This is a genomic window from Pseudomonas sp. TH21 (assembly GCF_016651025.1).
Classification (GTDB): Bacteria; Pseudomonadota; Gammaproteobacteria; order Pseudomonadales; family Pseudomonadaceae; genus Aquipseudomonas; species Aquipseudomonas aylmerensis.
The window spans coordinates 5000382-5015296 of sequence record NZ_JAEKEQ010000001.1; the positions used below are offsets into that span (position 1 = coordinate 5000382).

The 14915-nt window shown below is 62.2% G+C and carries 11 protein-coding genes; 8 read left to right on the forward strand and 3 right to left on the reverse strand.

From position 1 onward, the window contains the following. Positions 1-157 precede the first annotated feature (157 nt). A complete protein-coding gene (ppsR, locus tag JFU04_RS21990; RefSeq protein ID WP_034128357.1) occupies positions 158-976 on the forward strand; it encodes a posphoenolpyruvate synthetase regulatory kinase/phosphorylase PpsR in 819 nt (272 codons plus the stop codon). Positions 977-1142: 166 nt separating this feature from the next. Here ppsR and JFU04_RS21995 read toward each other — a convergent pair whose 3' ends face one another. Then, positions 1143-2567 (reverse strand): aminotransferase-like domain-containing protein, encoded by a 1425-nt coding sequence (locus JFU04_RS21995; RefSeq protein WP_065909519.1) that lies wholly within the window; start codon positions 2565-2567, stop codon positions 1143-1145. Positions 2568-2727: 160 nt separating this feature from the next. Between JFU04_RS21995 and JFU04_RS22000 the strand changes: the two genes are divergently transcribed. The 7 genes from JFU04_RS22000 to JFU04_RS22030 all read left to right on the forward strand — a co-directional run bounded on the left by JFU04_RS22000 (position 2728) and on the right by JFU04_RS22030 (position 11542). Beyond that, complete coding sequence (locus tag JFU04_RS22000) at positions 2728-3621, forward strand: DMT family transporter (protein WP_162946161.1); 894 nt, start codon at positions 2728-2730, stop codon at positions 3619-3621. A 35-nt stretch (positions 3622-3656) separates the two neighbouring features. After that, positions 3657-5519, forward strand: coding sequence for a molybdopterin-synthase adenylyltransferase MoeB (moeB, locus tag JFU04_RS22005; protein ID WP_201145708.1), 1863 nt, complete (start codon positions 3657-3659; stop codon positions 5517-5519). A 24-nt stretch (positions 5520-5543) separates the two neighbouring features. Continuing rightward, positions 5544-6458 carry a PLP-dependent cysteine synthase family protein gene (locus JFU04_RS22010; RefSeq protein WP_065909869.1) on the forward strand — a complete coding sequence of 305 codons (915 nt, stop codon included), beginning with the start codon at positions 5544-5546 and terminating at the stop codon, positions 6456-6458. A 32-nt stretch (positions 6459-6490) separates the two neighbouring features. After that, complete coding sequence (locus tag JFU04_RS22015; protein WP_120449465.1) at positions 6491-7483, forward strand: serine O-acetyltransferase; 993 nt, start codon at positions 6491-6493, stop codon at positions 7481-7483. Between the two features lie 2 nt (positions 7484-7485). Next, positions 7486-8214, forward strand: a complete 729-nt coding sequence (locus tag JFU04_RS22020; RefSeq protein ID WP_201145709.1) for an alanyl-tRNA editing protein — start codon at positions 7486-7488, stop codon at positions 8212-8214. A 245-nt stretch (positions 8215-8459) separates the two neighbouring features. Continuing rightward, positions 8460-10205, forward strand: a complete 1746-nt coding sequence (locus JFU04_RS22025) for an ABC transporter permease (RefSeq protein ID WP_065909509.1) — start codon at positions 8460-8462, stop codon at positions 10203-10205. A gap of 14 nt (positions 10206-10219) precedes the next feature. Continuing rightward, a complete protein-coding gene (locus JFU04_RS22030) occupies positions 10220-11542 on the forward strand; it encodes an ABC transporter ATP-binding protein (protein ID WP_106805608.1) in 1323 nt (440 codons plus the stop codon). A gap of 482 nt (positions 11543-12024) precedes the next feature. Here the strand turns inward: JFU04_RS22030 and prpD are convergent, their stop codons facing one another. Continuing rightward, complete coding sequence (prpD, locus tag JFU04_RS22035) at positions 12025-13509, reverse strand: 2-methylcitrate dehydratase (protein WP_201145710.1); 1485 nt, start codon at positions 13507-13509, stop codon at positions 12025-12027. Between the two features lie 212 nt (positions 13510-13721). Beyond that, positions 13722-14912: a 2-methylaconitate cis-trans isomerase PrpF gene (gene prpF / locus JFU04_RS22040; protein WP_201145711.1), complete on the reverse strand. Its 1191-nt coding sequence runs from the start codon at positions 14910-14912 to the stop codon at positions 13722-13724. Positions 14913-14915 lie beyond the last annotated feature (3 nt).

Genomic DNA, 14915 nt, shown 5'->3' on the forward strand with positions numbered 1-14915 from the left:
GTTGGAAAAGCTCAGGACGCCGGCGGCTCAGTAGGAGCTAACGCCAGCGCTTGTGGCCTGGACCTGGAAAATAAGTGAGAATGCGGCCCACTGCGGGACGGCAAAATCGCGCCTATCATATCCAAGATTCGCCATCAGCTTAAGGCCCAGGGCTCAAATGAAACGATCTGCTTTCTTTATCTCCGACGGCACCGGCATTACAGCCGAAACACTGGGCCAAAGCCTGCTCGCGCAGTTCGAAAACATTACCTTCGCCAAATTCACGCGGCCCTACATCGACAGCGTGGATAAAGCGCGGGCCATGGTACAACAAATCAATCTGGCGGCTGAAAAAGACGGCTTTCGCCCGATCATTTTCGACACCATCGTCAATCAAGACATCCGTGAGATCCTCGCAACCTCCAATGGTTTCATGATCGACATCTTCTCGACCTTCCTGGCGCCACTGGAGCAGGAGTTGAGTGAACATTCCTCCTATTCGGTCGGAAAGTCCCATTCCATCGGGCATAACTCCAACTATATGGAGCGTATCGAGGCGGTGAACTTCGCCCTCGACAACGACGACGGCGCCCGCACGCACTACTACGACAAGGCCGACCTGATCCTGGTCGGCGTGTCGCGTTGCGGCAAGACCCCGACCTGCCTGTACATGGCCATGCAATTCGGTATCCGTGCGGCCAACTACCCGCTGACCGAGGACGACATGGAGCACCTGACGTTGCCCACCGCCCTGCGCGCCCATTCGCACAAGCTGTTTGGCCTGACCATCGACCCGGACCGCCTTACCGCGATCCGCAACGAACGCAAGCCCAACAGCCGCTACTCCAGCTATGCCCAGTGCGAATTCGAAGTGCGCGAAGTGGAAAATCTGTTCCGCCGCGAAAACATTGCGCATATCAATTCCACGCATTTCTCGGTGGAAGAGATTTCGGCGAAGATTTTGGTGGAGAAGGGCGTGGAACGGCGCTTCAAGTAATACAGGCAGGCGCTGACTGTGGCGAGCGGGCCTGCCCCGCGTTGGGCGGCGAAGCAGCCCCCATCAAGATGAATGCGGTGTATCAGACGGTCCTCAGTGACGGGTTTTGGGGCTGCCAGGCGGCCCAACGCGGGGCAAACCCGCTCGCCACAAGGACCGCCGTCATCTACAGGTGAAAGCGCCCGCCGCCCTGCCCCAGCGCGGTGGCCAGCGCATCAAACCCCGCCCGCAACAGCTGATCATCCCCCGACGTATTGCAGATGCTCGCGCGGATAAACTGCGGCACCGCCGTCTGTCCCACGGCAAAGGCCTCGGCGGTGGCGATCAGGTAGTTGTTCTGCTTGAGCTCCGCCTCGATTTCCGACGCGCGCCACGGCTCCGGCACTTCGATCCAGAAATGCGGGCTGTTCAGGTGGGTGCGGTATTGCAGGCCCGCCAACAAATCCTGCACCAACGCCTTGCGCCGGCTGATCTCGTTGATCTGCTGGCGCAGCAGGTATTCCGCCGTGCCGTTTTCGATCCACTGGGTGGCCAACTCCAGGGTCACCGGCGTGGCCATCCAACAGGTGGAACGCAACGCCGCCGAGATACGGCTGACCAGCGCCGGTGGCGCATGCACATAGCCCACACGCAGCCCGGCCGACACCGCCTTGCTCAAACTGCTGATCAAAATCGTACGTTCAGGGGCGAAATGACTGAGGGGTGGCGGCCGGTCTTCCACCAGGACGCCGTGGGCTTCGTCCTCGAGGATCAGCAGATTGTGTTCGCGGCACACCTTCACCAGCGCTTCGCGCCGCGCCACCGATAACACTGCCGTGGTCGGGTTCTGGATGGTCGGCGTGCAATACAGCGCCGACACCCGGTGATTACGACAGACCTCATCCAGCGCGCTCGGCAGCACACCTTCCTCATCCATCTCCAGGCCGATCAAGCGCACGCCGAGCATGCGCGCGGCGGTGATCAGCCCTGGGTAAGTAAGTTGTTCGGTCACCACCGTGTCACCAGCGCGCAATAGCGCCATCATCGCGCAGAGCAGGCCATGCTGGCCGCCGTTGACGCAGATAACCTGTTCGGGGATCGGGTGAAAATCGCGCTGCACCAACCACTGCGCGCCCGCATCGCGATAACGCGGCAGGCCGGCATCCGGGGTATAGGCGCTGATGTCCTGGAGGAACTTGGCATTGGTCGACAGGGTTTGGAAACTCTGGGCCAGGAAGGCGGTTTCCTGCCCCGGAATATGCATGTTGCGGCTCATGTCGAAGTATTGGCGCGGCTCCTCGCTGAAATTGCGAAAGCCTTCATCACGCTGGCGCTCCATCCCACGCTTGCGCACGAATGTGCCGTCACCCACCCGCGCCACTACCAGCCCGAGGCGTTCCAGTTCGCCGTAGGCCCGGCTGATGGTACCGATGGTCACCCCGAGATTGTCGGAAAGCACCCGATGGGGCGGCAGTTTTCGTCCGGGTTCAATCAAGCCTTCGAGGATGCCCCGTTCCATGACATCGGACAGGCGCTTGTACTTCACGCCCTGCCCGTTGGACAACCCCTCACGCATAATTGACACCATGTCAATATTTGTTTTGACAGCCATCTTTCGCCCTAATAGTGTGCTTTTACGGGTTCAATCGCCGAATTTTACAACTCATTACAAGCTCAATATAGAGTTCAATTTCGGCTCAGGGAAGCAATAAACGATGCCAATGTCCGCCGTTCTCGAAAACACCGCGAAAACAAAAACTCAAAAACAGTGGTTGGCCGCACTGGTCACCAGCGTGATGTTCCTGATCGTGTGCCTGAGTTGGGGCACCACTTGGCTGGGGATCAAGATTGCCGTGGAGAGCGTGCCGCCGCTGACCTCCGCCGGCCTGCGCTTCCTGATCGCCTTCCCGCTGTTCCTGTGTTTCGCCCTGGTGCGCCGCGAGCCGATCCTGTTTCCCCGCGAGAGCCGCTGGTTCTTCGTGTTCGTGACGCTGTCGTACTTCAGCGTGCCGTACTACCTGCTCAACTACGGTGAAATGCACGTGTCGTCGGGCCTCACCGCCCTGCTGTTCAGCTGCATGCCGGTGTTTATCCTGATCTTCTCGGCGCTGTTCCTGCGCGAGCGCATCTACTTTTCCCAGGTCGTCGGCATCGGCATCGGTTTCGGCAGCCTCTACATGATCATCAAGAGCCAGGGCCTGCACCTGGACCACGCCGAGTTCTTCGGGGTGCTGGCAATTCTGACCGCCGCGATCATGCATGCCTTGTGCTACGTCATTACCAAGCAGAAAGGCAGCGCCATCAGCGTGATCACCTACAACACCCTGCCCATCGGCATCGCCGGGTTGATGCTGTTCGTGGCCGGCCTGTTTTTTGAAGCGCCGACCTTCGATGCCATCACCCTGCGCTCCTGGAGCGCACTGTTCTACCTGGGGCTGGTGGCGTCGGTGGGCGGCTTCATCGTGTATTTCATGCTGCTCAAGCGCTTGAGCCCGATCATTCTGTCGTTCGTGTTCATCATTTTCCCGGTATTCGCGGTGATCATCGGCGCCTGGTACGAAGGCGTGGCGATTTCCCGCGACCTGATGCTGTACTCGGCCATCCTCCTGGCCGGCTTTGCGATCACCAAATTGCCGATTGAAAAACTCCTGGCCAAGAAAAATTGACCGGCCCGGCCCTCCCACCACTACGCGAGAGAAACATGGACGTCCTCCGCCCCCTTGCCCTCGAACAGATCTACGCCCACGCCAGCCGCAGCTATCCCGAGGAATGCTGTGGCTTCGTGTTTGCCGATGGCAGCGTGTACCTGGGCAGCAATATCCAGAACGAGCTGCACCGCAGGAACCCCGAGATGTATGCGCGCAGCGCCGCCAACGGCTACACGTTTTCAGTGGCCGATACGCTGCTGATGAACAAAGCGTTTCGCAGCGACAACCCGGTGGTGGTGATCTACCACTCCCACCCGGACGTTGGCGCCTATTTCAGCGACGAGGACCAGGACAAGGCCCTGTTCATGGGCGAGCCGATCTACCCGGTCAGTTACCTGGTGGTCGATGTCCGCCAGGGCCAGGCCCTGGGCTCCAAGCTGTTTGCCTGGGACGGCCAGCATTTCGCTCCTCACCCCTTCAACGACCTGCACACGGAGTTGTCCATGAACGCTGTCTCTTTCCCCGACATTCTGGTTCGCGTGGCCAAGCTGCCGGAATCGACCCTCGAGGGCACCGGATCGACATTGCGCGAAGTCATTGAAAACCTCTGCAGCAGCCACCCACAGCTGCGCCCGCACCTGTTTCACGAAGCCAACAACCAGCTCAAGGAACACTTCCTGTTTACCGCCGAGGAAGAACTGATCGGCGCCGATGACCGGTTGCCGGAGAAGGCCAGGATCGAAGTGCTGCTCGCCACGTCCGGCGGCATCGACGTCGACACCCTGAGTAATGAAGAAGTACAGCGTTACGTGCGCCACATCACCCTGCCCGGCGTCGGTCGCGAAGGCCAGTTGAACCTGAAAAAAGCCAAGGTGCTGATCATCGGCACCGGCGGCCTGGGCTCGCCCATCAGCCTGTACCTGGCGGCGGCTGGCGTCGGCACCCTGGGCCTGGTGGATTTCGACGTGGTGGAAAGCAGCAACCTGCAACGCCAGATCGTGCACGGCAACAGTACCCTGGGCATGCCCAAGGTCGAATCCGCCAGGCAGCGCCTGCAGGACCTCAACCGTCATATCCAGATCAACGCCCACGATACCGCCTTGACGGCCGACAACGCCCTGGAACTGGTGGGCGCCTATGACCTGGTGATCGACGGCACCGACAATTTCGACACCCGCTACCTGGTCAACGATGCTTGCGTGCAACTGGGCAAGCCCCTCGTATACGGTGCTATCTACCGTTTCGACGGGCAGATCAGCGTGCTCAACTATCAAGGCGGGCCGTGCTATCGCTGCCTGTTCCCCAGCGCTCCCCCGGCGGAACTGGCCCCCAACTGCAGCGCCGGCGGGGTGATCGGCGTGCTGCCGGGAGTGGTCGGGATGATCCAGGCCACCGAGGCGATCAAATTGCTCATCGGCATCGGCGAGCCGCTGTCCGGCCGCTTGATGCGCTTCGATGCGCTGGCGATGAAGTTCAGCGAGATCCGTTTCAAGCGCCGCGCCGACTGCCCCTGCTGTTCCGAGTTGCGCCACACTGAAACCCGGGCGCCCGCGGTCTGTGCCGACGCCATGCCGAGCCAACCGTCGCTGGCCGAAGAGCGCTACATCAAGCCTCGCGTGCTCAAGCAGGTGCTCGAACACCACCGCAGCGCCGACGTCCTGCTGGACGTGCGTGATGCCAGCGAACTGGAGGTATGCAAATTACCGGGGGTGGTGCATATCCCCCTGGCCGAACTGGATGGCCACCTCGACAGCCTCAGCCGGGACAATACCCACTACCTGATCTGCTACGCCGGCACCCGTGCCGAGCAAGCGGCCAGCACCCTGCTGGCGGCGGGTTTCGCCAACACCAAAGTCTTGCAAGGCGGCATGAAACACTGGGTTCGCGACGTCGAACCCGACATGCCTTTGTACTGACCTCCGGCCATGGGCTCCTACCTGATGCTGCATAACTCAATCCTCGACGCCATCGGCCACACGCCGATCGTGCGCATGGCGCAGTTTTCCGAAGACCTCGGCATCGAGGTCTACGCCAAACTCGAATCCCTCAACCCCGGCGGCAGCCACAAGGCGCGCATCGCCCTGGGCATGATCCTCGACGCTGAGCGCCGGGGCGTACTGATCCGCGACTCCGGGCAGACCATCATCGAGCCCAGCGGCGGCAATACCGGCATCGGCCTGGTGATGGCCGGCAATGTGCTCGGCTACAAAGTGGTGCTGGTGATCCCCGACAACTACAGCCCGGAAAAGCAGAAGCTGCTGCGCCTGTACGGCGCCAAGGTGGTGCTGTCGGACAGCCGCCTGGGCAACAATTCCCACGGCGAAAAGTGCATGGAGCTGCAACTCGAAAACCCCAGCTTCGTGATGCTCAACCAGCAACGCAACGGCGCCAACCCGCAAACCCATCGCGACACCACCGCACGGGAAATCCTCCGCGCCTTCGGTGATCGCCGGGTGGACTATTTCGTCAGCGGCATCGGCACCGGCGGCCATATCACCGGCATCGGCGAAACCCTGAAGGACGCGTGGCCAGCCATGCGCGTGATGGGCGTGGAGCCGGAAGAGTGCGACCTGCTGAAAAACCAGCACGCGCCGCACCATATCCAGGGCCTGTCGATCGGGCTGATACCGAGCATCCTCAACCTGGACATTCTCGACGGCATGCTCAAGGTATCGCGCCAGGAATGCATCGACATGATGAAACGCATCATGCGCACCGACGCCATCAGCCTGGGCCTGTCCTCTGCCGCGAACATGGTGGCCATCGCCAGGCTCGCCCCCGAACTGCCGCCCGAAACGGTGGTGCTGACCATGGTCTACGACAATGCCGACAGCTACCTGCCCAGTTTCGAATAATCGACAACCATCCAGCATACGGGGGTGCCTTCATGGGCGGCTTTATCGACATGCAACAGTTGCACGATGAGTTACTCACCCACCTCATCAAGACGCTCACGCCGGCGCAGATGAAGCAACTGGAGCCGCACTTGGCGCCGTTGATCCAGAACGCCGCCCAGGCGGTGGCCGAGGACCTCATCGCCTATGCCTACCGTGACCCGGCGTCGCGCGGGCGTGGCGAGTTGATCCTGGAATCCTACGCCTCGTTCAAGGCAGTGTTGTACTACCGCCTCGCCCACCTGGTGTGGAATTTTCCTGACCAGATGAACGGCATGTTCTCGCGCATCGCCCTCAAGCTGAGCAACCAGGGCAAGGTCCTCTCCGGCGCCGAGATCCACCCAGCGGCGCGCATCGGCCGACGCTTCGTGCTCGATCACGGCTACGGCACGGTGATCGGCGAGACCTGCGAGATCGGCAACGACTGCTACATCCTCTGCGGCGTCACGCTGGGCGCGCGCGGCATCGCCAACAACCCCGATGGCAAGCGCCATCCGCGCCTGGGCAACAACGTCGAAGTCGGTTCCGGCGCCCGCGTGCTGGGCTATGTGCTGATCGGCGACAACGTGTTTATCAGCCCCTCCTGCGTGATCACCCAGGACGTTCCGGCCGGTACCAAGGTCAAGGTGGTCAACCAGATCCAGCTGCAGAAAAACGATGAGTCGGACCACAGCAACTACCTCGGCGCCTTCGCCCTCGATGAGCGTTTGCACGTGGTCGGCGAGGTGAATGCCAGCCACAAGGTCACGGTGCTGGACGCCGACTTCCACGCCTTGCCGGGGCTGATGCTCGAACCCACGGTGAAGGAGCGCCATCACCTGCAGTTTCGCCTGCACCGCATCGAGTCGGGCAATCAACTGCCGCGCCTGCCGCTGAACCTCAAAGTGTGCGGGCCGGAATTTGAAATCACCCTGCTCTCTCCCCCTGGCTTGAGCGCGATGGTGCGCCACCTGCTGCAAGCCAGCCCACTGATTGTCGGAGGTTGAACATGTCCGTGCACACCATGGAAACCCTCGCGCTGTTTGACACCGCGCCCTACCAGAACGCCTTCAGCGCGCGGGTGATCGCCGTCAGCGAACACGGCATCGCCCTGGAGCACACGCTGTTCTATCCAACGGGCGGCGGGCAACCGGGCGATACCGGCCACTTCACCCTGGCAGACGGCACTCGGGTCGAGGTCATCGGCACGGTGCGCGACGCGGTGCAGCGCTCGATCATCTGGCACCAGGTGGAGCACTGCCCGGCCCCATTGATCGCCGGGGTACAGGTGGACGCCGGCATCGATTGGGCACGCCGCTATCAACACATGAAAATGCACACCTGCCTGCATCTGCTGTGCTCGCTCATCGACGCGCCGGTGACCGGCTGCAGCATCAGTGCCGACAAGGGCCGACTGGATTTCGACCTGCCGGAAATGACCCTCGACAAGGACACCCTCACCCGCGACCTGAACGCGCTGATCGCCCAGGCCCACGAGGTGAAAACCCTGTCGATGCCCGCTTCGGAATACGCCACCCTGCTGCAGATCACCCGCACCCAGGCGGTCGCACCGCCGGTGATCCAGGGCTCGGTACGGGTGATTGAAATTGGCGGTATTGACATCCAGCCGTGCGGCGGCACCCATGTGATCAACACCGAGGAAATCGGCCGGGTGTTCTGCGAAAAGATCGAGAAGAAGAGCAAGCACAACCGCCGGGTGATCCTGCGCTTTGAGTAACCGTCGAGTCGCGACCGGGGCGCCGCTGCCCAGGTCGCGGTTCGTACAGCAAACTGACAGCAAATTTATGCGCTTGTAACATTCAGAAACGTACAATTCCGCCAGCATCGTCGCGATGCCCCTGACTCACGGAGAAGAGCGTCCGCCCCTTCTCGGTGAGTCGTTCGTACAAAAGCTACGCTCATCCCCATAACGCCCCTCTGACCCTGAACGCTGCTGGAATGACTGCCTATGAGCAACGGCCGATGAAAAAAGTATTCCGTCATTACATCCCCGCGTCCACGTTGCGCTTGCTCCCCAACCGCTGGGACCTGGTCGCCCTGCCGCTGGTGATCGGCTTCTTGCTGTTTTTCTCCATCACCGCCCGGGAGACGTGGGCTCCCATCGCCACCCTGCAGAGCGACGTGATTTCCCTCGACCCGGCCAACCTGCCGGAATACGCGATGCGCACCACCCTGCGCATGCTCGCGGCGATGGTCGCGGCACTGGTTTTCACCCTGCTCTACGGCACCCTCGCGGCCAAGAGCCGGCGTGCCGAAAAACTGCTGGTACCGGTGCTCGACATCCTGCAGTCGGTGCCCGTGCTCGGTTACATCTCGTTTACGGTGACGTTCTTCCTGTTGCTGTTCCCCGGCCGCGTGCTGGGAGCCGAATTCGCGGCAATCTTTGCGATTTTCACCAGCCAGGCCTGGAACATGACGTTCAGCTTCTACCAGTCCTTGCGCATGTTGCCCCATGACCTGGTCGAGGTATCCACCAACCTGCGGCTGTCCGGCTGGCAGAAGTTCTGGAAACTCGACGTGCCCTTCGCCATGCCAGGCATGGTCTGGAACATGATGATGAGCATGTCCGGCGGCTGGTTCTTCGTGGTGGCCTCCGAGGCGATCACCGTCGGCGACAAGACCATCACCCTGCCGGGCGTGGGTTCGTACCTGGCACTGGCCATCGCCCAGAAAGACCTGCACGCGGTGGGCTATGTGATCCTGGCGATGATCGCGGTGATTTTGATCTACGACCAATTCCTGTTCCGGCCGCTGGTCGCCTGGGCCGACAAGTTCCGCATGGAGACCACCGCCTCACAGGGCATTGCGCCACAATCCTGGGTGCTCAATCTGGTCCAGCGCACGCGCGTGGTCCAACGCATCCTGCGCCCGGTGACCCGCACTATCAGCCGCCTGGGCAACAGGCGCTTCAGCCTGTCGCGCGGCGTGCGCACGGCAACGCCGGCGGCCAGTGCGACGCGGTCCAAAGTGATCGACTGGGTGTGGGGCGCACTGATCGCGGTGCTCACCGCCTATGCGCTCTACCACATCGTGCGGTATGTCGGCACCGAGGTGACCTTCAGCGAAGTCGGGCACGTGTTTGTGCTGGGCCTGATCACCCTGCTGCGCGTCGCGGGGCTGATCCTGATTGCGTCGCTGATCTGGGTGCCGCTGGGCGTAATGATCGGCCTGCGACCGGCGCTGGCGGAAAAAATCCAGCCACTGGCGCAGTTTCTTGCGGCCTTCCCGGCGAACCTGCTGTTCCCGGTGTTTGTGATTGTGATCCTGCACTACGACCTCAATCCGGACATCTGGCTCAGCCCGCTGATCGTGCTCGGCACCCAGTGGTACATCCTGTTCAACGTGATCGCCGGCGCCAGTGCCTTCCCCAACGACTATAAGGAAGCGGCGGCCAACTTCCGCATTCGCGGCTGGCTGTGGTGGCGCAAGGTGATGTTGCCGGGCATCTTCCCGTACTACGTCACCGGCGCCATTACCGCGTCAGGCGGAGCGTGGAACGCCAGCATCGTTTCCGAGTACGTGTCCTGGGGCAAGGACACCGTGGTTGCCCACGGCCTGGGCGCCTACATCGCACAGACCACGGCGGCCGGCGATTTTCCGAAAATCGCGCTGGGCGTGGTGGTGATGTCGATCTTTGTGGTGGCGTTCAACCGTGCGGTCTGGCGGCCGATGTACGCCATGGCTGAAAACAAACTCCGCTTGAATTGATGGGATTCGCTGCGATGACTACCGACACCGTACACACCGCCGACACTCCGGAAATCTATTCACTGAAAAACGTGAACCGGGTGTTCGGCAAAGGCAAGGATGAACTGCAGGTCCTCAGCGGTGTGGACCTGAGCCTGCACGAAGGCGAGATTGTCGGCATGCTGGGTCGCTCAGGCTCCGGCAAATCCACGTTGCTGCGCATCATCGCCGGCCTGATCCAGCCGTCCTCGGGCGAAGTGCTCTACAACGGCGCGCCGCTGAACGGCCCGGCCGAGGGTGTGGCCATGGTGTTTCAGACCTTTGCGCTGTTTCCCTGGCTGACCGTGCTGGAAAACGTCGAAGCCGGCCTGCAAGCCTTGCAAGTCGAGCGCAAGGAAACCCGCCGGCGTGCCCTGGCCGCCATCGACCTGATCGGCCTGGACGGGTTTGAAAACGCCTACCCGCGCGAGTTGTCCGGTGGCATGCGCCAGCGTGTGGGATTTGCGCGCGGGCTGGTGGTCAACCCGACGCTGTTGTTGATGGACGAACCGTTCTCGGCCCTGGACGTACTCACCGCCGAAACCCTGCGCACCGATTTGCTGGATTTGTGGAGCGGCAAGCAGTTGCCGATCAAGTCGATCCTGATCGTGACGCACAACATCGAAGAAGCGGTGCTGATGTGCGACCGCATCCTGGTGCTGTCGTCCAACCCCGGCCGGGTGGTCGCCGAAATTAAGGTGCCGTTCGCGCACCCGCGCAACAGGCTGGACCCGACCTTCCGGCAAATGGTCGACGACATCTACGCGCTGATGACCGACCGGCGCAGCGCCGATGCCAGCCGCGGCCTTCCCGAATTGAAAATGGGCAGCCTGCTGCCGGAAGTTTCCACCAACCTGATGGCCGGCCTGATCGAAACCCTGGCCGCCGAGCCCTACAACGGCCACGCCGGCCTGCCCACCGTAGCCGAACGGCGCTTGCTTGAAGTCGACGACCTGTTCCCGGTGGCGGAGATGCTGGAGCATTTGGGTTTCGCCGAACTCAAGGGCGCCGACATTACCCTGACCGACGCCGGCAAGCTGTTCGCCGACTACGGCACCCAGGAACGCAAGACCTTGTTCGCCGAGCATCTCATCCGGCACGTGCCACTGGCCGCGCGCATTCATCAAGTCTTACTCGAGCGCAGCGGCCACCGGGCGCCACGGGTGCGCTTCGAGCAGGAACTGGAAGACTCGATGACCGAAGCATTCGTCGAAAAAACCCTGGAAAGCGTAGTGGCGTGGGGGCGGTATGCGGAGATCTTCTCCTATGACGACCACACCGAGACGTTCAGCCTGGATGATGTGGAAGGCAGCATGTAAGCGTCGAGACGAACGTACCTCCAAATGTGGGAGCGGGCTTGCTCGCGAAGGCGGTGTGTCAGCGCCACATGAGCTGACTGGTCCACCGCATTCGCGAGCAAGCCCGCTCCCACATTGGATCGATGGTGCTGCCTAGGATGCCATCGCGGGCAAGCCCGGCTCCCACACAAGCCGGGTCCGACACGCAGCCTGGATCACGAACAAATCGACAAACCGGTTTACCGGAGTGCCTGCAAGCCCGTCTGCACGACACCGACCACCTGTGGGAGCTGGCTTGCCTGCGATCAATTCACCTCGGTCCCCAGGGAATCGAGGCGATGCCATCGAGGGCAAGCCCGGCTCCCACACAAGCCGGGTCCGGCACCGACCACTTGTGGGAGCTGGCTTGCCTGCGATGAATCCACCTCGGTATGCCAGAAGTATCGAGGTGATGCCATCGCGGGCAAGCCCGGCTCCCACACAAGCCGGGGCCGACACGCTGCCTAGATCACGAATAAATCGACAAACCGGTTTACCGGTGTGGCTTCAAGCCGTGCCTGGTCTTTGCACAAGGCAAAAATCTCGGCGCTGCGCTGCGCGGTGAAGCGTGTGGCCAGGTTGGCCTTGAACTTGTCCTCCAGCAACGGAATGCCGTCCACCCGACGCCGACGATGACCGATCGGGTATTCCACCGCGACCTTCTCGGTGCTGGAGCCGTCCTTGAAAAACACCTGCACCGCGTTGGCGATCGAGCGCTTGTCGGCTTCCAGGTATTCGCGGCTGTAGCGTGGGTCTTCGACGATGACCATCTTGTCGCGCAGCTCATCGATGATCGGGTGCGCCGCGTGGAATTCATCTTCGTACTGCTCGGCCACCAGGTCGCCGAACACCAGCGGCACGGCGGTCATGTATTGCAGGCAGTGGTCACGGTCGGCGGCGTTGGCCAGTGGGCCGACCTTGGAAATGATGCGAATCGCCGACTCATGAGTGGTGATCACGATGCGTTCGATCTGGTGCAGGCGCTCCTTGACCTGCGGGTGCAAGGTCACCGCCGCCTCGCAGGCGGTTTGCGCGTGGAACTCGGCGGGGAAGCTGATTTTGAACAGCACGTTCTCCATCACATAGGTGCCATACGGCTGGGACAGGCTGAACGCACGCTTGTCTTCGGGCTTGAGGGCCAGGTCCTTGTTGGTGTGGCTGAACAGCACATCGTAGAACCCCCACTGCGGCGCACTCAGCACACCGGGGATGCCCATCTCACCGCGCAAGGCGATGTCCGCCAGGCGTACGCCACGGCTCGACGCGTCCCCCGCCGCCCAGGATTTGCGCGAGCCGGCGTTCGGCGCATGGCGGTAGGTGCGCAAGGCCTGGCCATCGACAAAGGCGTGAGACAGCGCCGCCAGCAGTTGTTCGCGATTGGCGCCCATCAGCTTGGCAGTGACGGCAGTCGAGGCGACTTTCACCAGCAGCACATGGTCAAGGCCGACGCGGTTGAAGGAGTTTTCCAGGGCAATCACGCCCTGGATCTCATGCGCCATGATCATCGCTTCCAGCACCGCACGCACGGTCAGCGGCGCATCGCCATTGGCCACGCGTTTTTGCGAGAGGTGATCGGCCACGGCCAGGATGCCGCCGAGGTTATCCGACGGGTGGCCCCACTCGGCGGCGAGCCAGGTGTCGTTGTAGTCGAGCCAGCGCACGATGCAACCGATGTCCCAGGCCGCCTTGACCGGGTCGAGGCGAAACGACGTGCCCGGCACCCGCGCGCCGAACGGCACCACCGTGCCCTCGACCATCGGCCCCAGGTGCTTGGTGCACTCGGGGAAACGCAGGGCCAGCAGCCCGCAACCGAGGGTGTCCATCAGGCAGTTGCGGGCGGTGTCCAGTGCCGCCTCGGAATCGATCCGGTAATCGAGGACGTAGTCGGCGATGTCCTGCAACACCTGGTCGTAGTCAGGGCGGTTGTTCTGGTCGACGTTGGCGCTCATGGCAGTTCTCCAAAAGTTAGGGGTTGTTCCATCCTCAGGGTCAGGTTGATGTGTCATGGCAGGTCTGATTGCCTGCCTTGGTCCTACGCAAATCCTCGCCCCCTTTGCAGGCGCTGGCTTGCCGGCGATAGCGGTTTGTCAGTTCAGACAAGTGTGGCCTGACACGCCGTCATCGCGGGCAAGCCCGCTCCCACAAGGGAGCGGTGTTGACGTTAGAAAGCGTCGCCGGGAATGCGCACCCAGCCTTCCATCAATACCCGCGCACTGCGGCTCATGATGGCTTTTTTCACGACCCACTCACCGTTCACCTGGGTCGCTTCCGCGCCGACGCGCAAGGTGCCGGACGGATGCCCGAAGCGCACGGCATTACGCTCGATGCCGCCTGCAGCGAGGTTGACCAGCGTGCCGGAAATCGCCGCTGCCGTGCCGATCGCCACCGCGGCGGTGCCCATCATCGCGTGGTGCAGCTTGCCCATGGACAGTGCGCGCACCAGCAAATCCACATCGCCGGCCTTGATCGCCTTGCCGCTGGACGCCACGTAATCCGCAGGTTTAGCCACAAACGCGACCTTCGGCGTGTGTTGACGCTGGGCGGCTTCGTCCAGGTGCTTGCTCAGGCCCATGCGCAACGCGCCATGGGCGCGCACGGTTTCGAACATCGCCAGCGCCTTGGGGTCGCTGTTGATCGCGCCCTGCAGCTCGGTGCCGGTGTAGCCGAGGTCTTCGGCATTGATGAAAATCGTCGGGATGCCGGCGTTGATCAATGTCGCCTTGAAGGTGCCGATACCCGGAACTTCGAGGTCGTCGACCAGGTTGCCGGTAGGGAACATCGAGCCACCACCGCCCTCCTCTTCCGCCGCCGGATCGATGAACTCCAGCTGCACTTCGGCAGCCGGAAAGGTCACGCCATCCAGCTCGAAATCGCCGGTCTCCTGCACCGCGCCGTCAGTGATCGGCACGTGGGCGATGATGGTCTTGCCGATATTGGCCTGCCACACCCGCACCACGGCCACGCCGTTGTGGGGCACGCGCGCCGGGTCGACCAACCCGGCGCTGATGGCGAACGAGCCGACTGCCGCCGACAGGTTGCCGCAATTGCCACTCCAGTCGACAAACGGCTTGTCGATGGAGACCTGGCCAAACAGGTAGTCCACGTCGTGATCGGCGCGGGTGCTTTTGGCGAGGATCACGCTCTTGCTGGTGCTCGACGTGGCGCCGCCCATGCCATCGATCTGTTTGTCATAGGGGTCGGGGCTGCCGATGACCCGTAACAGCAAGGCATCGCGTGCGGCGCCCGGCACCTGCGCCGCTTCGGGCAGGTCCTTGAGGCTGAAAAACACGCCCTTGCTGGTGCCGCCACGCATGTAGGTGGCGGGGATCTTGATTTGCGCTGCGTGTGCCATGGT